This window comes from Rhodococcus sp. (in: high G+C Gram-positive bacteria), from assembly GCF_049286785.1.
Classification (GTDB): Bacteria; Actinomycetota; Actinomycetes; order Mycobacteriales; family Mycobacteriaceae; genus Rhodococcus_F.
Map to the genome: position 1 here is coordinate 1 of NZ_JBAQEO010000140.1, position 19,379 is coordinate 19,379.

General features: G+C 66.1%; 18 protein-coding genes. All 18 read right to left on the minus strand.

Annotated elements, in window-relative coordinates:
• Positions 1 to 9: 9 nt before the first annotated feature.
• On the minus strand, positions 10 to 513 hold the full coding sequence (locus tag WAW17_RS05610) for a flavin reductase family protein (RefSeq protein ID WP_422332018.1): 504 nt from the start codon (positions 511 to 513) through the stop codon (positions 10 to 12).
• A 9-nt stretch (positions 514 to 522) separates the two neighbouring features.
• Positions 523 to 1,308: an SDR family oxidoreductase gene (locus WAW17_RS05615; RefSeq protein WP_422332019.1), complete on the minus strand. Its 786-nt coding sequence runs from the start codon at positions 1,306 to 1,308 to the stop codon at positions 523 to 525.
• A 29-nt stretch (positions 1,309 to 1,337) separates the two neighbouring features.
• A complete protein-coding gene (locus tag WAW17_RS05620) occupies positions 1,338 to 2,447 on the minus strand; it encodes a helix-turn-helix transcriptional regulator (protein WP_422332020.1) in 1,110 nt (369 codons plus the stop codon).
• A gap of 74 nt (positions 2,448 to 2,521) precedes the next feature.
• A complete protein-coding gene (locus tag WAW17_RS05625; protein ID WP_422332021.1) occupies positions 2,522 to 4,615 on the minus strand; it encodes a hydantoinase/oxoprolinase family protein in 2,094 nt (697 codons plus the stop codon).
• A 1-nt stretch (position 4,616) separates the two neighbouring features.
• On the minus strand, positions 4,617 to 6,392 hold the full coding sequence (locus tag WAW17_RS05630) for a hydantoinase B/oxoprolinase family protein (protein ID WP_422332022.1): 1,776 nt from the start codon (positions 6,390 to 6,392) through the stop codon (positions 4,617 to 4,619).
• A 16-nt stretch (positions 6,393 to 6,408) separates the two neighbouring features.
• On the minus strand, positions 6,409 to 7,566 hold the full coding sequence (locus tag WAW17_RS05635; protein ID WP_422332023.1) for a M24 family metallopeptidase: 1,158 nt from the start codon (positions 7,564 to 7,566) through the stop codon (positions 6,409 to 6,411).
• Positions 7,563 to 8,933, minus strand: a complete 1,371-nt coding sequence (locus tag WAW17_RS05640; protein WP_422332024.1) for a styrene monooxygenase/indole monooxygenase family protein — start codon at positions 8,931 to 8,933, stop codon at positions 7,563 to 7,565. The genes WAW17_RS05635 and WAW17_RS05640 overlap by 4 nt, the downstream gene beginning before the upstream one ends.
• Positions 8,934 to 8,977: 44 nt before the next feature.
• On the minus strand, positions 8,978 to 10,471 hold the full coding sequence (locus WAW17_RS05645; RefSeq protein ID WP_422332025.1) for a glutamine synthetase family protein: 1,494 nt from the start codon (positions 10,469 to 10,471) through the stop codon (positions 8,978 to 8,980).
• A gap of 36 nt (positions 10,472 to 10,507) precedes the next feature.
• Positions 10,508 to 10,840 (minus strand): ferredoxin, encoded by a 333-nt coding sequence (gene fdxA / locus WAW17_RS05650; RefSeq protein WP_422332026.1) that lies wholly within the window; start codon positions 10,838 to 10,840, stop codon positions 10,508 to 10,510.
• A 26-nt stretch (positions 10,841 to 10,866) separates the two neighbouring features.
• Complete coding sequence (locus WAW17_RS05655; RefSeq protein WP_422332027.1) at positions 10,867 to 11,862, minus strand: NAD(P)/FAD-dependent oxidoreductase; 996 nt, start codon at positions 11,860 to 11,862, stop codon at positions 10,867 to 10,869.
• Complete coding sequence (locus WAW17_RS05660; protein ID WP_422332028.1) at positions 11,852 to 12,478, minus strand: type 1 glutamine amidotransferase; 627 nt, start codon at positions 12,476 to 12,478, stop codon at positions 11,852 to 11,854. The genes WAW17_RS05655 and WAW17_RS05660 overlap by 11 nt, the downstream gene beginning before the upstream one ends.
• Positions 12,479 to 12,557: 79 nt before the next feature.
• Positions 12,558 to 12,845, minus strand: coding sequence for a hypothetical protein (locus WAW17_RS05665; RefSeq protein WP_422332029.1), 288 nt, complete (start codon positions 12,843 to 12,845; stop codon positions 12,558 to 12,560).
• 13 nt (positions 12,846 to 12,858) lie between these two features.
• Positions 12,859 to 13,449, minus strand: coding sequence for an aromatic-ring-hydroxylating dioxygenase subunit beta (locus tag WAW17_RS05670; protein ID WP_422332030.1), 591 nt, complete (start codon positions 13,447 to 13,449; stop codon positions 12,859 to 12,861).
• 11 nt (positions 13,450 to 13,460) lie between these two features.
• Entirely contained in the window at positions 13,461 to 14,753 is a 1,293-nt protein-coding gene (locus WAW17_RS05675) for an aromatic ring-hydroxylating oxygenase subunit alpha (protein ID WP_422332031.1), read from the minus strand.
• Positions 14,754 to 15,198: 445 nt separating this feature from the next.
• Positions 15,199 to 15,504 carry a hypothetical protein gene (locus tag WAW17_RS05680; protein ID WP_422332032.1) on the minus strand — a complete coding sequence of 102 codons (306 nt, stop codon included), beginning with the start codon at positions 15,502 to 15,504 and terminating at the stop codon, positions 15,199 to 15,201.
• A 128-nt stretch (positions 15,505 to 15,632) separates the two neighbouring features.
• Complete coding sequence (locus tag WAW17_RS05685) at positions 15,633 to 16,097, minus strand: MaoC/PaaZ C-terminal domain-containing protein (protein WP_422332033.1); 465 nt, start codon at positions 16,095 to 16,097, stop codon at positions 15,633 to 15,635.
• Positions 16,098 to 16,190: 93 nt separating this feature from the next.
• The gene (locus WAW17_RS05690; RefSeq protein WP_422332034.1) at positions 16,191 to 18,143 is read right to left on the minus strand and encodes an acyl-CoA thioesterase/BAAT N-terminal domain-containing protein; all 1,953 of its coding nucleotides are present in this window, start codon (positions 18,141 to 18,143) and stop codon (positions 16,191 to 16,193) included.
• 198 nt (positions 18,144 to 18,341) lie between these two features.
• Positions 18,342 to 19,292: a TauD/TfdA dioxygenase family protein gene (locus WAW17_RS05695; RefSeq protein WP_422332035.1), complete on the minus strand. Its 951-nt coding sequence runs from the start codon at positions 19,290 to 19,292 to the stop codon at positions 18,342 to 18,344.
• Between the last annotated feature and the right edge of the window lie 87 nt (positions 19,293 to 19,379).

Below are 19,379 nucleotides of genomic sequence, written 5' to 3' on the forward strand. Positions count from 1 at the left end.
CACGCCGTGTCACATCGGCGCAGCGAATCGGTAGGCCCCTGAATGAAACAGCAGCGGCTCGTCGTCGCGACGCTCGAATGCGCGCACCCGCCCGACGAAGATGGTGTGATCGCCTTCCATGTACGAGTTCTCCCGGGAGCACACGAACCGCGCGAGACATCCCTCGATGAGCGGCACGCCGTCCGGCCCCTCGTCGACGGCCAACCCGGCGAACTTGTCCTCGGCCGGTCGGGAGAATCGCTGCGATAACACCTGCTGCTCCGCGCCGAGCACATGGACAGCGAAGTACTCCGATTCGGTGAACGTGTCGTAGCTCGGCGCCTTGTTGGCGAGGCAGAACAGCAGCATCGGAGGGTCGAGCGACACAGAGGTGAGGGAGTTGGCCGTGATGCCCGCCCGCCGGGTGCCCTGACCTCCAGCGGTAATGACTGTGACGCCGGTAGCGAACTGCCCGAACGCCTTTCGTAGCTCCATGGGATCGGTAATGCCGGAAACCGCGTGCGAAGTAGTCATAACGCCTCCCTAACCAGCCAACTCGGACATGACCAGATCGGCCCGTTCCGGACCCATCGCCGTGTACCCGCCGTCCACGGCGTAGTCCGCGCCCGTCACGAACGATGCCTCCGATGAGAGGAGGAAGCGCACCACGGCGGCCACCTCGGACGGATCGCCTGCGCGGCCCAACAGGTGCAGCGGAGCCGCCACCCGATCCGCTGCGGCCCGATCACCTTGCGCCAGTTGGGAAATGACGTTCGACCAGGTCCAGCCGGGCGAGACGGAGTTGACCCGAATGCCGTCCACTGCCAGATCCATCGCCATGTTCCGGGTGAGCTGCACCATTGCCGCCTTGCTCACCGGATACGTCCAGCGACCCGCCTGCGCCACCTGCGCGGAGGTTGAGGTGAGGTTGACGATTGCCGGCGCTTCGGACCGGCGGAGCCAGGGCAGCAACTGCTGGGTCAGCACAGCGGCACTCACGACGTTGACGTTCATCGCTGCCAGCCAGTCGTCGCGGGAAGAGTCCACGCCCTGATCTCGGTACACACACGCGAGGTTCACCAACTGGTCCACCCGGCCGTACCGGTCGGTGATCTCGCTGACGGCCGCCGCGACCGCGGCATCATCCGTCAGGTCCGCCGGATGGAAGGACACTTGCTCACCGAGTCGTTCCGCTGCGGCAACTCCTCCTACGCGGTCGATGTCGATGATGGCGACCTGTGCACCGCTCTTGGCCAGCGTCTCGGCGACGGCTGCGCCGATCATCGTTGCACCGCCGGTGACGACGGCGACAATGCTTGTGTTACTCATGAGGTCTCCAATTCGACGAGTATTGTGCGCTAGCCGGTTTCGGGTCCGGATTCGGCCGAAAGGACGGCGCGGGCAAGGTCGAGCCGGGAACCGATCCCCAGCTTTCGGTAAATGGATTTCAGGTATTGCTTGACGGTGTGTCTGCTGAGAAAGAGTTTCTCGGCGATCTGCTGATCCCGCAGACCGGCCACGGCGAGTCCCGCGATCTCCCGCTCGCGCACGGTGAGCTGCGAGACGATGTGGCCGGGTAGCTCCACGATCCCCGGTGGAGAAGGCAGCAGCTCGAGAATCCCCACGACGCGACGGGTGCCCGCCCGGTCGGTGATCCCGCTACGAACCTGCAGGTGCCGGGTCATCCCGTCGACCTCGACATCGAGGACGAAGGACTGCCGCATACCCGGATCGACGCCCTCGGCATCACCTATCAGGCGGGTCAGCCACATGGTCGGTTCGCCCACACCCAGTCGCCCGAGCAAGGCCCGGGCAGCCGGGTTCATCTGCCGGACCCCGGTCACCGGGTCGAGGATGATGGTGGCCTCGCCGGACAGATCGAGGGCCAGGCGCAGGTCGTCCTGGGCGCGTTGCGCGTCCTGCCTGCGGGCCACCTCCGCGACCGCGAGCCCCACCAGCCTGCCGAGAGCACCCGCCACCGAGATCTCGGCCGACGATGCCAGCGCCACACGGTCACTGTCGGCGAAGTTGAGCGTGCCCACCACGTGCCCTCGCTCGATGATCGGCGCCTCGAGCACCATGCGCATGTTGTGCAGGCCCCCCACGTCCCGGAAGAACGGGGACTCGGTCCACGTGTCCTCGCTCATCAGTTTGCTGCTGTGGACGGGGCGCGCCTGCTTCTCGAGGATGCGCAACACGGGGTCGCGTTCACGGCCCAACTCCTCGTACCTCTCCAGGAAGCGGTCGCTGACTCCCTCCGCCGCAGCCAGCGGCGTGCGGCCGGGCGAGTTGCCGAACAGGTAGAAACCGAATGCCCGGGTGGGCAGCACCCGGGGCACCATCTCCATGCACAGATCCTGAATGCGGTCCACCGTGTCGGCGGACAGCAGCGCCTCGGCCACTTCGGTCAGATCGGTTGCCACCGATCGGTCGTCGTCGGCCTCATCGAAAGGGAACTCGATATCCATGTGCCGTGCCGTTTCTTCGGGAGTAAATGCCGGTTGGTCGGTTAATGAGCCCATTGCAGCAGCTCGCCCGCCACTCACGCCGACGTGTCGGACCGATACCGCAGAACGAACGAACCGCGATCGTCCACCTCTACCGCGAACTCGTCCGGCACCACCACACTGCTGGTGCCGAGCTCGATGATCGCGGGTCCCTGCAATTGTGCCCCCACTCCGAGCGCGTGTCCGTCGTAGACACCGGCCTCGACCATCCGACGATGCAGGACCGACCAGATCTGCCGCGAGCCGATCTGTCCCGTGCCCGACTCGACCGGGATGACGGCCCCGTCGAGACGCGGCTTCGGTGTGGTGCCGACGACACTCAGCCGGATGTTGAGCACGTCGATTGGCATGTCCGGTGAGCGGTAGCCGAACAAGGTGTCGTGCAGCGCGTGGAAATGCTCGGCAACCTCGGCCGGATCCACCGACTCCAGCAACACGGCATCGAGTGGCACGTTGATCTCGTACCACTGCCCGCGGTAGCGCATGTCCAGCGACGGCTGCAGCGCCACCTCGGTGTCCGAGACGCCCTCCTCGGCGAGGATCTTGCGTCCCCGCATGGCCATGTCGTGCCAGTTGCCGCGCAGTTCCTCGGTGTCGATCAGGGCCAGTTCGGTTTTGTGGCTCTGCACGAAGTCGTGCTTGAAGTCGCACACCAGCATGCCGGCGGCGCAGAAGATCGACGATTCTCGCGGCGTGACCAGCACCGGGATCTCGAGTTCCCGCGCGATCGCGGCGGCATGCACGGGTCCCGCACCACCGGCCACGACGATCGGGAAGTCGCGCGCGTCGAGGCCGCGCCGCACGGTGATCTCCCGCACCCCGGCAGCCATGCTGACGTTGACGACGTCGTAGATGCCGGCCGCTGCCTCCTCCACCGAGATGCCCAGCGGCCCTGCAACGTCGCGTGTGATCGCGGCGATCGACGCCTCCCGGTCGAGTGGAATGTCGCCGCCGAGGAAACTCGACGGGTCGACGTATCCGAGTACCACGTCGGCGTCAGTGACGGTGGCCCGGGTGCCTCCGCGACCGTAGCAGGCGGGACCGGGTACGGCACCGGCACTTTCGGGCCCGACGCGCAGTAGACCACCCTCGTCGACGTAGGCGATGCTGCCGCCACCGGCACCGATGGTGTGGATGTCCACCATGGGCAGCGCGATGCGGCCGCGGTCGATCTGCCCGTCCGTCATCACCAGCGGGCGACCGTCATTGACGACGGCGGCGTCGAAGCTGGTGCCGCCCATGTCCACGGTGAGACAGCGATCCCATCCGTGCGGTGCGACCTCGAGGAGGCCCGCGGTGGGACCGGACGCCGGACCCGACAGCAACGACAGCGCGGCCCGGCGGGCCAGCTCATCGGGAGTGGCGACGCCACCGTTGGACTGCATCAGCAGCAGGATTCCGGTGAACCCCGCCGCGTCCAGGGCCTCGGTGAGGACGCGCAGGTACCGCGTGATGATGGGCCCGGCATAGGAGTTCAGCACGGCGGTGCTGGTCCGGTCGTAGTACCGCACCTGAGGCAGCAGTTCGCTCGAACGGGTGAGATACACGCCGGGCAGCTCGGCCGCGAGGATGTCCGCCGCCTGCCGTTCGTGCTCCTCGTTGGCGTGCGAATGCATGAAGGAGATGGCGACCGACTCGACGCCCTGCTCCCGGAACAGCTCGGCGGCGGCCCGCACATCATCCGCGTCGAGTGCCTCGACCTCCTGGCCCGCGTAATCGATGCGACCCGCGACGGGCCGACGTAATGCCCGTGGCACGAGCGGAGCCGGCGGCGTCAACCTGTTGTCGTAGGCGTCCTCGCGGGTGCCGTCGCGCATCTGCAGCACGTCCCGGAAACCCTCGGTGGCGAGCAGTCCCGTCTTGGCACCGTTGCGGGTGAGCAGCGCGTTGGTGGTGACCGTCGTGCCGTGCACGATGGTGTGCACCTGCGCGAGCAACTCGGTCAGCGTCTCGCCGCGCCGCTCCGCGATCTCCTTCAGGCCCTGGGTGACCGCCGTCGACGGGTCCGACGGGATGGAACTCGTCTTGTGCACCATACGGGTGCCGTCCGCGTGGACGACAAGGAAATCGGTGAACGTGCCCCCGACATCCACGCCGATACGCATACCTACGGTTGTTGTTGCGCTCATGTCAGTGTCCACCTTTCATGGAGTCGCGCAGCTGCGCGGTTGCGTCGACATCGAGGGTCAGGGCCTTCGCGTCGACAACGACGCCGTACTGGGTCCGGGCGAGCTCGGCGGAGAGGAACTCGTTACGCACCTCGTCCGCGACCAGCTCGGCGGGGCGCAGGAGTGGGTCGCCGTAGCCGGCGCCGCCACCGCTGAGGGAACGGATCACCGATCCCACCGGGAGCTGCACCAGCTCCTTCGAACCCCACTGGTAGATTCCGCCGTCCGGTGTCTCGACGGTGATCTTGTTGATTCCCGACGGGCCGCCGCCGAACAGACCGGGAGCGGGAGTCGCGCCCTCGATCTCGACGGATTCACCGATGGTGACGCCGATTTCGGATTCGCCGTAGCAGCGCCATGCCGAACGGGTTCCGAGGCCACCGCGCCACTGTCCCGCCCCGCCCGAACTGGGCAGATACTCGTGGTACTCGAGAAAGTGCGGGGACGACAGCTCGAACATCTCCGGGTCCGGGGACCGCATCTGCCCGGCGGTTCCGGTGAAGCCCAAAGCGTCCCATCCGTCGGTACCCTGCATGGCACCCGGACCGTTGCGCTGGAACACGGTGAGATTGACGAATGGTTGCCCGGTGCGCGGGTCGATGCCGTTGAGGGCGGTGCAGATGAATTTGTTCCACCCCGCAGTGACGCGGTCGGGCAACACGTCGGCGAGGGCACTCATCACCGCCTCGACGATCTCGTCGCACATCTGGTTGCCGAAAATCGTGGCAGCCGGGAAATTGGGGTTGAGTAGCGATCCGGGCCGGAACACCGTGTGCACCGGACGGAACAGGCCGTCGTTGGTGGGGATGTTGATGCCACCGGCCGCGACCAGCATCAGGAATGCGATCCGCACGGCACCCATCGCCGAGGCCGGCGGCATGTTGGTGATGCCGGGAGCCTGGTCGTCGGTGCCGGAGAAATCGAAGGTGACCTCGTCCCCGGACACGGTGATGTCGCAGGCGATGCGGTACCTCTTGCTCTGGTCGATGCCGTCGGAGATCATCTCGCTCTCACCGTGATACACCCCGTCCGCCCAGCGGCCGATCTCGGCGCGAACCTGCTTCTCCGAGCTGTCGAGGATGTACTCCATGTGGTCGTCGAAGGTGCGGCGCCCGTAGCGACCGAGAAGCTCGATCAGGCGCCGCGACCCGACGGTGCACGCACCGACCATCGATTTGATGTCTTCCATCACGAAATCGATGCGGATGTTGGCCCCGACGAAGTCCCACACGTCCTTGCGGAGCTGACCCCCGGCGACGATCTTGACGGGCGGAATGCGCAGCGCCTCCTGCCACACCTCCGTGGCACCGGGGTTGTAGCCGCCGATGGTCATACCACCGATGTCGGCCATGTGGCCCTTGCTCGCAGCCCAGCCGACAAGCTCATCCTCGAAGAAGATCGGCAGGTAGACACCGGTATCGGCATTCTGGTTCCCACCGGTGTAGACGTCGTTGTGCAGGATCACGTCTCCCTCGACGATGTCGTCGCCGAAGTAGTCGATGATGTACTCGAGCGGCGGCTGAGCGCCGAACGCGATGATCGCCGCGAACTCCGCCTGGGCCAGGGTGCGGCCCTTCTTGTCGAACAGCACCGTCACCAGGTCGCCGATCTCGTTGAAGATCGGAGACCGGGACGAGCGCATCAGCATGGTCGCCATTTCCTTGGCGATCGCGTCGACCCGGCGCTGCAGCACCGAAGCGAGAATCGGGTCGACGGTGGGGCTTTCCACTGTGGTCATGTTCTCTCTACCTTCTCTAGACCCGGTACAGCTCGGTCGGAAACTTGGACAGCGTGCGGGTGGCTCCGGCCTCCACCACGCAGGTGTCGGCCATGTAGCCCATGGCACCGGAGCCGGCGTCCCACAGCATCGGGTGCATCGCGATAACCATGCCCTCGGTGGTGGTGGACACGGCGGCGGACTTCTCGTTGTCCTGCACCATTTCCAGCCCCACCCACGGTTCCTCGAGTACGTCGAGACCGAGACCGTGGCCGGACCAGTAGGACGAGGTGACGCCGTGCTCCTCGACTGCGGCGATGACGCTGCGCTGCACGTCGTTCATCGCGGTGCCGGGACGCAGGGCCGTGCTGCCCGCAATCATGCCGGCCTGCACGGCATCCGCGATCTGCCGCACCTCCGGCGACGGCGGCGCGAAGGTGACCATGCGGGACAACTCCATCCAGTAGCCGGCGGGGCCGACCAACTCGAAGCTGAAAGTGAACACGTCGTGTGCGGTCAACTCGCGGGACCCGGGCGCCCCGAACGTCGGGCACGGACCGGTGGGCTCGGCGTCGGCGTACATGGTGAGGAAGAGCGGGTCCTCACCGCCGTGGGCGTAGGCCACCCGGTACATCTCGGCGGCAACGGCGCGTTCGGTCATCCCCGGCCGCGCGATCTCGAGCAGTCGCTCGAAGCAGCGATCGGCGATATACGCCGATTCCTCCGTGCCGCGGATCTCCGCTGCGCTCTTGACGGCGCGCACCTGCTCGAACATCGCGCTCGCATCCACGAAGGTGGTGCCTGGCATCGCCTCGGTGAGATGCAGGTAGTCCTCCACCTTCATCACCTGGCCCATCCCGACGACCCCGATGCGGGCCGGCGCACCCTCGCGGGAGAGGGTCTTGACCAGCGCCTCCGACAGCCGTTCGGCGTAGACGTAGTCGTCGATCCAGCCCGTCCGGGGACGGCGTCCGCCCTCCAGGTTCTTCGGCAGCACCAGGGTGGGCGCGGCGCCGGGATGCAGCACCGCGTAGCCGTATCGATGAGACAGGTTGTAATCGGCGAGATACCGCAGACTTCCTTTGTGCCCGCGGTAGTCGGCGGCCGCGAACAGCAGCGCGTCGTAGTCGTGCGCACTCATGGATGCGTGGAGCAATGCCCAGCGGCGGTCCCGTTCGGTGAGCGTGGCGATCATCGGCGCGCCTCCGCCCGTGGGAAGTGGCTGCCGCGCAGCTTGTTCCGCAGCTGCCCGGCGGCGATCTTGCCGAGTCCGGAGGCGACGACCCTTCCGGGTGCGCGACCCGAGTTCTCGGCGATCCAGCCATCGGCGGCATCGCGGTCGGCGATCCACGGGAAGGCGGTGGGCGGGGCGTCGAAGGTCTGCGCGAACCGGGTGGCGCACTTCTGATCGGCGAAGCAGGAGGTCATGATGCGCACCGCCGTCTTGTCCAGCGGTTCGAGCAGCAGGTTGGTGAACCGGTAGGTGCCGGCGATGTGGGACGCGTAGAAGTCCTCGAAGGTGGTGTCGATCCACTGGGCGTCGAAGTCCCCGGAGCCGTGGCGCACGATCGCGTCGAAGTAGTGGCCTGCCTGCCGGATGCCCGAACCGGCGCCCTGACCCGCGATCGGGTCGTACGCCACCGAGGTGTCGCCCAGGCTCATCATCGGCTTGCCACCGGGGGTGGTGCCGAGGCCGGCGCGTACGGACGGGGTGACGCGGCCCTTGAGCCACGAATGCGGGTCGTCGAGAAGTGGTTCCATCTGTTGCATCGACGGCCAGTCCCAGGGGGTGAACTCACGAGCAAGGCGGGACGCGGTCGCGAACGCCTCCGAGGCCGTGGTGACGTCGGCCCAGACATCCAGGGGTCCGCCCGGTTTCGCCTCGAACACCAGGCACCACACATTCTCACCGGACTTGTGCAGGAACGGAACCCAGAAGATCTCGCCCGCATCGCCGAAGAGGTTGAAGTTCACGGCGGTACTGCCGGGCACCCGGTTCGAGAAAGCCGAACCGTCGGTGGCGATGCCCCGTACCAGCACCATGGCCAGATTGCGTTGCGGCTTGTCGTAGACGCTGCGTTCCGCGTTGCGCTGGAACAGCGACGACAAGCCGTATTTACCGGTCGACACTATGGTCAGCGCACTGTTCTCGGCGATGTCGTCGAGGTCCGTCGGCTCCACGGACTTGACCACGACGTTGCCGCCCAGCTCTGTGAGCCGCACCATCCGGTCGTAGGACTTCAGCCGCACGTCCACCGCGCCGCCCGCGGACGCGCCGAGGTCCGAACCGAAGTGCACCAGCTCCTGGCCGACCTTCGGGCTGAAGCACAGGTGCAGCGCGTCCATCGGGACGCCCTTGTCGTCGTAGCCGGGGCAGCCCAGGCGCCGCTCGGTGGCGACGGACTCGTGGAAGAGGGCCGCGGTACCGGTCGGCGAGGTGTTGTGCAGGATTTCCTCGGCCGTCTTGTCGGTGTAGAGGTTCACCTGATGTCCGTTGGCCTGCAACGCCATCGACAGCAGCGTGCCGGCCTGCCCGGCTCCGATGATGGAAATTGGTTTCATGATTGGCATCCCTTGACTGGGTTCGGTGGCTGGGTTCGATGGCGTCAGAACAGTTCGAAGTACTCGCGGTGCTCCCACTCGGTCACCGTCTCGGCGTAACCCTCGGGGTCCGGCTGCTGGGCGAGGTGCGCCTCGTAGCGGGAGACCTCGCTGGTCTTCATGGTCACGAAGTAGTCGACGAACTGGTCGCCGAACGTGTCGCGGAAGAAGCTGCTCTCCCCCAGGGCGACGAGGCCGTCCTTCAGGGTTGCCGGCAGGTGTGGCACATCCGCGGCGTACGGGTCCTCGGACGGCGCACCGGGTTCGGTCTTGTTCTTGATACCGTCCAGGCCGGCGGCAGCCTGCGCGGCGATGTACAGGTAGGGGTTCGCAGCCGGCTCGCCGACACGATTTTCCACGTGCGACGACTTGTCGCCGGGCGCGCTGATCACACGCATCATCGCGGCGCGGTTATCCAGCCCCCAGGTCAGGCGATCTGGTGCAAGGGAGTACGGACGACGGCGGCGGTAGCCGTTGATCGTCGGCGTCATGAACGGTGATGCCGCGGCAGCATGCGCCAGCGTGCCACCGATGTAGTGCCGGCCGATGTCCGAGAGCAGTTCACCCTCACCGGGAACCATCACGTTCTCACCCGTCACGGTATCGACGAGAGAGGTGTGCAGGTGCCAGCCGCTGGCATAGAAACCCTCGATTCCCGGTGTGGACATGAACGACGCGAGGTAGCCGTTGCGCCGGCAGACCTGCTTGACGGCGGAGCGGAACAGCAGCATCGAGTCCGCTGCCGCCATTCCCTGAATCACGTCGAAGGTCATTTCCACCTGGCTCGGCGCCCACTCGTCGTCGATCGACCGTAGGGGAAGTCCGAGAGCGGACAGCGTTTTGCGGATGGGGCGCAACGCGTCGTCGATCTCGTCGAGGTGCGATTCGAGGAGATAGTTGTAACCGCGGGCCACCGGGGCCACGACGGGCGGGTCAGCCGGCGAACCGGGCGCGCCGAGCGAACCGGCAACGAGATTGTCGTCGAGGACGCGCGTCAGGTACAGCTCCACCTCGAGGCCGGTGACAAGGTGGTACCCGGCACTCTCGAGCTGCGCCAGAGCATTACGCAGGATGTTGCGGGGTGAGAACGGAAAAGCACTGCCGTCGCGGAAGTACAGGTCGCACAGCACCCAACCGGTGTCCTGAGCCCACGGCAGCACCTTGAACGTGGTGGGGTCGGGAACCATCGTCATGTTGGGGCTGCCGGAAAGTTGAGGTATGCCGAATCCGCCGCCGGGCGAGAACGGGTTGAACACGATGGCGTTGGCCGTGTCGAAGAAGAAGGGGGCCATGGTGATCTCGGTGCCGGCCGCCAGGGCGCTCAGGTAGTTCTCGGCGGTCATGGTCTTGCCGCGGATGAGGCCGTGCTGATCGGGCCAGGCCAGCCGGACCATTTCGATGTTGTTCTCCTCGATCACCGAACGGGCGCGGTCTGCGGCTTCCTGCTGCGCGGCGTCGAACAGACTGTGACGAGCGACGAACTTGGCTGGTGTGGACATGGATCCTCCAATGAGTGTGTGCGTGGCGTGTGAAGTTCAGTTGCGGTCCGCGACGAGCGGGGTGTCGGTCCCGATCGCGCCGGTATGCACCGCCCCACCCGGGGAACCGAGTGGTGTATCCCGGCCCGGCAGCACCGAACTGAAGAAGACGGCGTTGTCCTCGAGGTGAATCCGGTTGGTCTCGTTGAGCTCGCGGTCGTTGGAGATGGCCTCCATCGGACAGACCGATTGGCAGGCGCCACAATCGACGCATTCGAACGGGTGAATGTACAGTTTGCGGCTGCCTTCGTAGATGGCGTCTACTGGGCATTCCTCCATGCAGGACTTGTCCATCACGTCGGTGCAGGGCTCGCCGATGAAGTAGGGCATGGAAACCTCCTGGTGGAGTGGTGGTGTCAGCGGGGCACCGGGCTGGCGTCGGTGGAGTGGCCGGGGAACAGCGGGGCGGTGTCGTCGATACCGTGCGCGATGTGGTTCACCGCGGTGGCCGCCTCCCCGAATCCGACCGACATGAGACGCACCTTGCCGGGGTACGCGGTGATGTCGCCGGCCGCGTAGACACCCGGCAGGTTGGTGGACATGTCGCGGCCGACCACGATGTGCTGGGCGTCCAGGTCCAGACCCCAGCCGCGCAGCGGGCCGAGTTGGGCGGTGAAACCGAGAGCGGCGACGAGCTTCTGTGCGGGCAGTTCGATCCGGTCCCCGTGCTCGTGCAGGAGAATCTCCACCAGCTCGAGCGATTCGGTTCCCCGGGCGTCCGCCACCTCGGCGTTCGTGTGGATCACGGCGCCGCGGCGCCGCAGCTCGTCCACAGAGGCGGCGTGGGCGCGGAACGTCTCGCGGCGATGCACCAAGGTGACCGACCCCGCAATGGGATGCAGCGTCAGCGCCCAGTCCAGTGCGGAGTCCCCGCCGCCCACCACCACGACGTCGTCGTCGCGGTAGTCCTCGAGACTGCCCACGAAGTAGGTGGCGCCGCGGCCGGCGTACTGTTCCGCAGCGGGCAGCGGCCGCGGCCGGAAGGAGCCGATGCCGCCGGCGATCAGGACCGCACGGGCTTCGACCACGGCGCCGTCGTCGGTGTGCACGCGCAGTGCCCTGCCATCGACGCGCTCGAGTGAGGTGGCCTGCTGTCCGAGCAGGTACCGGACGTCGTCGCCGGCCTGCTCGACCAGGCCCTGCACCAGGTCTCTGCCCTTGACGGCGGGCCGTCCCGCGACGTCGTAGATCTGCTTCTCGGGATACAGGGCCGCGACCTGACCGCCGGGTTCGGGAAGCGCGTCCACGACGACCGTCGTGAGCCCGCGCATCCGGGCGTAGTAGGCGGCGTAGAGGCCGGTGGGGCCGGCGCCCAGTATGAGGAGATCCGCAGCGAGTGATTCAGCGCTCATGGTCGTTGCCTCCGCTCTTACAGAGTCGTGTCGTGGTCGCGGCAGGGTCGGCGACGAGCAGCTGATCGATCAGGACGGCCAGGTGGCGGCCGCCCTCGGACTCGTAGCCCAACGCATCACGCGATATCTGTTCGGGATCCGCTCCGGCGGCCCGCACCTTGTCCGGTTCGCCCTCCATCAATTGGCGTATCCCGGCCACGGAGCTTTCGGGGTGGTACTGCACACCGATCGTCCGGCGGAAAGCGAATGCCTGCGGGTACTCCCGCGACCGGGCCAGAGGTGTCGCGTCCGGCGGCAAGGTGAACGTGTCGGAGTGGAAGGAGAAACGGGTGCCGGTCCAGTCTCCGGCGGCGTCGTCCGTTCCCACGACGTCGATGAATCCCACCTCCGCGTGTGTGCCGCCTCGGATCGCCTGGCCGCCGAGCGCCACCGCCAGCAGCTGGGAGCCCAGGCAGATGCCGAGCGTGGGCACATCCGTGACCGCCGCACAGCGCAGGAACTCCCGCTCCCGGAGCAGATGTTCATCCCGATCGGCGGCGAATTCCTTGCCGCCCAGGCAGATCACCGCACGGCACTCGTCCGGGTCGGGCAACGCCTCACCACGGAAGGGACGCACGAGACGTCGTGGGGCGCCGCCGCCTCGTCGAGCAGCACGATGTCGGGTTCGTCGACATGTGCAATGACCAGTAGTGGTTTCATACCGCACCTCGTGGTTCCAGAGTGTGTGTCCAGGGTTGCCAGTGATCAGTGGCGGCGAGCGCCCGCAGGAGCGCGACCGCGTCGCCCCGGTCCAGGGCCACCCAGCTGTCGTCGGGTACCAGTTCGTAGGGGGTGAAGTCCCAGAACTGGGCGGTCCGGACCGCATCTGCGACCGCTCGGTGCGCCTCGAGTGCGCGGGTCAACTGCTCCACCCGGCGCGCAAGACGATCCCGGTCGGCCCTGAGTCCTGCCAGCTCGGCATCGCGGTCGGTGGGGTCGCTCATATCCGGCGCCGCACTAGAGGACCAGGGTGAGGTTCTCATGACCGTGTTCGCAGTCGATGAGGTTGACCTGTTTGACGGCGATCCGCCACCCGTCGTGGGCCGGCACCAGTTCGTGACCGCACCATCCGGCATACGTCTTCTTCGCGCCGGCCCGGAACTCGGTGATCAGGAAGTTCGAACGCACCAACAGTCGCGACGGCTCCTCGAAGATCTCGACATTACTGATCATTCGCCGGGTCCGCGACTGCGGAATCTGGCAGAACGCGAGTCCGGTTCGCAGCCAATAGATCCGGTCCATCAGTCTGCGTCGGTCGTCGAACGCGTGCGACACCTCGTATCGGGGATCGCCGCCACCAGGAGTGCTCGGTACCCAGTACAGGCATTCGTCGGTGAACATCTCCACCCACTCGTTGAATCGGCCGTTGTCGATCAACCGCGACTCCCGATACAGCAGGGTTTCGACAGCGGCTCGGAGCTGCGGCTGCGGTTCCGGCCAATCCTCCTGCCAGGACTGCACGGTCGCGGCCAGCCGCCGGTAGTAGTCGGGATTCAAGTAGTGCGAGGTACGGGACGTGTCCTCGCTCGGGTTGCTCTGAACAGTCATCTCGGATCCCCTCACAGACTCATCAGCCGTTGCCACTCCCGGTAGTAACCGCGCATGTGCAGCTCGTCCGTCACCGGACCGGTTACCACTCCCTCCGCATCCACCTTCTGGCGGCCTTCCACTCCCAGGCCGCGGTTCATCTGCACCCACTCCATCTCCGGAATGCTCAGTCCCCGTTGGGCTTCCTCGAAGTTCGCCTGGTCGTCGGGTTCACCGAAGGCAGGGAAATCCTCCTGCGTGCGCATGCGCAGCACGTTCACCTCGTCCGGTACGCCGGCGAGGGTGGTGGCGTACCAGGTGAGCTGTGTGCGGTCTACCGCGAACGGTTCGATCACCTGCACCTGATTGCCGATGATCAGCAGGTTGGGGAAGATGTTGAGATTGATCTGCGCACCCACCGTGAGGTCGAGATAGCGCTCGGCGTCGTCCGGGTACTGCCGGCGGATCAACTCCTCGTACGCTTCACGGCCGGGTTGCGGGCGCTGATTTGCCCAGAACGAGCCGGGTCCTCCGTAGCTGGGCCGCTGGTCGATGAAGGTGTGCCCGTTGCCGAGGTATTGGACGTACATGGGGCCACGGTCCGGGGTACGACCGAAATACGTCATGTCCTTGGACTCGCCGAGCCGTTCGGCCATCTGGAGGAGGGACCGGTGCGAGAACGCGGGATGATAGCCGTCGCCGGCATTGTCGTAGGCGAGCTTCCAGTTTCCGCGATACACCATGCGGTGCGCCGAGTTTCGCAGCAGCACCTCACCGTTCGGGGCCCGGTCGATCCAGTAGTCGAGCGGTTCCCGGGCGGCGCCGAGATGCTCGGTGAGGCTGGGCGCGTCGGCGCTGAGCGTGCCGAAGATGAACCCGCGGTAGCTCTCCACCCTCGGCACCACGCCGAGGTCCAGTCCGCTGCGATCGAAGTCGGGGCCGTACGCATCCGGCCACGGCACGCCGACAAGCTTTCCGGTGTTCTGGAAAGTCCATCCGTGATAAGGACATTGGAAGCTCTTTGCGGTACCGCTCTCGTCACGGCAGATGGTGGCGGCGCGGTGGGTGCAGCGGTTCATCAGGGCGTGCAGTTCACCGCTCCGATCACGCGTCACGATGACGGGTCGACGGCCCAGGTAGCCGGTGCGGTAACTGTTGACCGTCGGCACCTGGCTTTCGTGCGCCAGATACACCCACGTCTGCCCGAAGACCTTCAGCATTTCCTCGGCGAAGATTTTTTCGTCCGTGTAGAGCGAACGGTGCACTCGGTCGGGTTGCACCAGCCGGTCCCACGCCGTGTCGGGCGATGTCGGGGATACCGTCATAGGTCTGCCTTTCGCATTGCATGTCATTAACGAAGAGGGGACGGTCGGAACGGACGCTGTTCGGGAGTCTCGAACTCGGTCAATTCGATCGCTGTTCGCATTGCGTTAATGATTTCGGTGAAGGCAGCACACGACCATCCCTCTCGAGAGGGGTATTCTTCCGACGTTCGTCATGCAGTGTTACGGCACGGAAAATGTTGCGTTACAGGGGATTAACACGAACGCATGGCGATGGGTGAACGCCGCGTAGCCGCTCGAGGAGCGCCTGCGCGGCGCTCGAGCGGAATCGACACATTGTGTCCCAGGTCACATCAGGTGTCAAGTCGTCGGTAACGTGCGGCCAGCTGGAGTCGCTGGACAGGCGCAGTGCAGCAAGACAGGACATTCCGGACAGCCCCGATCCCCGACCACGCGTCGCGTGATCGGGGGATCGGATGGTTCGGGTCTAGGGTTCGCCGCGGTAGGACGCGGGCCCGGGGACTCCGTCTTCGGGTCCATCGCACCAGTTGTCGTACTGGTTGTACGGGTCGGCACCCCATTCGGGCACGTTGGGTTCGTACGGCTCCGCCCAGTCGTCACAGCCGGCGGGGCCGTGGGGTGGGACACCGGGGGGCATCGGCTGCACCACATCCGGCGCACGCACGGGAACCAGTACCGAGTCGAGAGCGTCGCCCCATGCCACACCGGTTGTTCCTACACCGATTGCCGCCGCGAAAATCCCGACCGCGGCCATTCTTGCGCCGACCTTCATGACTGCCTCCGTTGGGGATAAGTGACACCACGCAAGGTGTCTATACCCACATGCGACGTCAACAATCCTCGACAAACGAATCTCGTCGATGAAATTCGCTGGTCAGTGCACATTCGGACGGCAACGCGTCAGTGCACATTCGGACGGCAACGCACATACACGTCCGTCACCATCGTGAACACTTGCAGACCGCGTTCGTCGACGAGTTCGATGGCGAGTGCCACTGATCCTCTGTTGTTGCGGTGCTCGATGTGGATCTCTTCGATCGTCATCGTTCCGCTGAGAACGGTATCGGGGCGTACCGGTCGAATGAATTCGGTGCCACGGATTCGCCGCCCAGCGATGACACTCCACCGCGAATAGAAGGCGTCCACCGACAAACGCTGGCAGATGGCCATCGTCTGTATGCCGCTCGCGATCAGGCCACCGAAGGAACCCTTCTCGGCGGCAGCAGCGTCCACATGGAACCATTGCGGATCCCACTGCCGGGCGAAATCGAGGATTTCCTCCTCGGTGACGGTGTACGAGCCCAACTCGAGCTTCTCACCCACTCGTAGGTCATCCGCATAAACCACGTCGTGCTTGCTGTCCACTCTCGTCCCATCCGATCACTCGCTTCGAGCCGCACCGCCGTGGGCCGAATTCGAGAATAGGTGGAGCGCAGATACCGGTGTCGTGGGCCTCCCTCACGTGTTTTCCGGGACCCGGCCCACCGCGGCCCGGCCGAGAAAGTCGAGCACCCCCCGGACGGCCTCCCGTTGCGCGCGCCCCTGACCTGCTCCCCCGCCGCCGAACGCGATGCCGCCCGTCCACTGCGCGTCGGCCGGGAACATGCCGAGGCGGATGAGGTGGCCGGCTCCGGCGAATTGCCGGTGCTCGTCGTGGCCTACAGCCCGGCGGTCGAGCAGGGCCGCCGCCATCTTCCCCGACGGCCATAGCTCGTCATCGTCGCCGCTGATGCACAACAGCGGCGCCTCGACACGTTCGGACCGCAGCTGCGATGCGGGAGGGGCCGCCGCCAGTCCGGCCCGGTAGGCGGCGCCGAGCCGAAGCAGGCTGGGTCGTTGGGCAGCGATGTCCCGGTGTGCCCGCCACGCATTCGCAACGAGCTGCGGCATCAGTGCACCACCGGGAAGCGGAGCCCACGGAACCGCTTCTCCCCGCCACGTCCACGACGGCGTGCCGGCGATTTCGCCGTCGGGCCCGATCGCCTGCCACGACACCGAACTGGGACTGACCAGAACGAGACCGCAGACGGCGAGCCCTCCCGCGGCCGCCGATGCCAGGAGCCCTTCGGCGCCGCGCGAAATCCCCATGGCCGTCACCCGACTCCCGTCCACATCGACGTGTACACGCAGCGCATCCACGGCGGCGGCGAATCGCTCGAGAGGAATGTCCACCAGGGTAGCCTCGGTTGCCGATTCGTCGACCCACGAATAGGCCAGGGCGGCATAGCCGTTGGAGGCCAACATCCCGATTGTGGATCGCTGGGAGTCCACTCCGCCCTCCGACCCGCTGAAACACACAACCCCCGGCCACCCACCGACGGGCACGTCTCCGGCGGGAAGGGCGAGCAACGCCGGACGGCCCCCGACGTCCAGCTGCGTGACCTCGACGCCCGGATCGCTGACCCGCCGCCGCACGGTCCGCCGCAGAGTGCGATCGCCGTTCCTGACTTCGATCGTCACGAGCCACGTGCCGGGCGGCGGGACGAACAGATCGGGCACCCTGCCCGCCGACGCGAACCGCATCGCCCACAGCGGCGCATCACCATCGGTCACATCCCAATCACCACGGACGGGCGCCTGTTTGCCGAGGTCGACGCTCCCGTCCGCATTCACGGCGAACGTGGCATCCGACCGCCACGCGGTACCGAAGAGGTCTGTTCCCGTGGTCTGCACATCGATCGTGGGCCCGGCCTGCGCGCCGTGCACCCTGAGCGAAAACGGTTCGTCGTGGCGAGAATCCTCGGGGACCTCGAGCGTGAGTCCGCCGACGGACATATCCGCAGGCGGCGACGACTGTGTGGCCACGGCCGGCTCTCCCGCGGCCTGCGCGGCGAGCAACCGGGACCGCGTGCGGAACCAGCCGGGAAACGTCGCGGAGACCAGCCCCGCGACCCCCATCATGGTGTACGGGAAAACCCAATAGCAGAGTATGGACAGGGTGGTGCCGTCGTCACGAATCGTCGCTTCGCCCTCGACGATCGGCGGTATCAGCGAGGACACCGTCATCAATCCGAATGCCGCCACCCACATCCATGTCATGGCCGTGGTGATATACCGGAATCCGCCGCCCGCCGCCGTCTGCGCGTCCACACTCGACACCGCGTACTGGCGGACGAACGGCCGCCCCGCCAACACCCCTGCGGCCGCGATAGCGAAGAGCCCGAAATTGCTCAGCGGCTGCAGCCACCGCTCGAGGACGGCATCGTCGAGCGTGAGGGCGGCCACCAGAAGGAGCGCGAAGACCACCGCCGTGCCGACCTCGAGTGTTCGCCACGGCTGATGCCGCACTCGCTGCACCACCTGCCCGGCAAGCGCAATCCCGAACGCGACAGCGACGGCCGTGACGAACCCGGTGTTACCCACCAGAATCCAGTACACGATCCACGGCGCGAATCCGATGAAGAATTCCATGTGTCACTGCCCCACTGCTCGGTAGGTCCGGCTGACGGCCACCTCACATTGTGACGCAGGCGCTTCGCACCCGTGCGCGTTTCTGGTTGCTACAAGCTACCGCGTCGAGCGTGGCATTCCGGCGATGTAGCTTGCGGCCGTCCATTGCGGTGGCCGTCGAATTGCGACCCTGGGGCTCCGCGGCGCAACGGCCTGCTACTACTTCTCCCCGCGGAACGCGGCGCCGGAGATGGACGTGGATTCCTTGCCGTCCGGACCCACCGGGATGTCACCTTCGAGAGTGGTGCGGTACAACACCCGCGTGACGTCGAGATGATCGAGATCGGTGGGGGCGAGATGCGCGGTGGCACGATTGTCCCAGAATGCCAGGCTGCCGGGCTGCCAGCGGAAGCGCACCGTGTATGCCGGGTTGGTGACCTCGGCGAACAGCAGATCCAGCAACCGGTCGCTTTGCGCCGGCGACACCCCGATGATCCGGCTGGTGAACCCCGGTGTCACGAACAGCGCCCGCTCCCCTGTCACCGGATGAACCCGCACCACCGGGTGCTGGGTGACCAGCGGGTTCTCCCGCGTCTTCTTGGCGTAACTGCTGTCTTCGGCCCACTGCGGGTGGCGGCCACCGGAACGGTGCTCGGCCCGGAGCTCGTCGACCAGCCTTTTCAACGGGTCCGGCAGTCCTTCGTAGGCGGCCACCAGATTGGTCCACTGAGTGTCGCCACCACGCTCCGGCACGATATGGGCGCGCAGGACGGTGCCCGCAGGCGGGTTGACGAGCGCGGTGACGTCGGTGTGCCACTTGTTGTCGTAGCTGTACTTCTTCTTGCCGAAGCGCTTCTCGTACTTGCGGCTGTCGACGGCGAGGATCTGCGGAAACCCTTCGGGCGCTTCGTCATCGTACGGATGCGACGGCGTCACGACTCCGAACCTCTGCGAGAACACGATCTGCTCGGCGTGCCCGATCTCCTGATCGCGGAAGAACAGGACCTTGTAACGGTGCAGCGCGTCGCGTACTGCCTCTACCTCTTGATCGCTCAGGGCATTCCGGAGATCGAGTCCGGCGATTTCCGCTCCGATGTGACCGGCGACAGGCCGAACATCGATCGCGGTGTCACCCGCTGCCGAAAGGGGTGCGGCGGTGGTAAGTGTCATGGGAACTCCTCGAATATAGTTGCAGTGGCGGTTATGGTGCGCGCTTCGTTTCTTCTGCCCGATTCAGGCGGTGACCGGCTCCCGGAC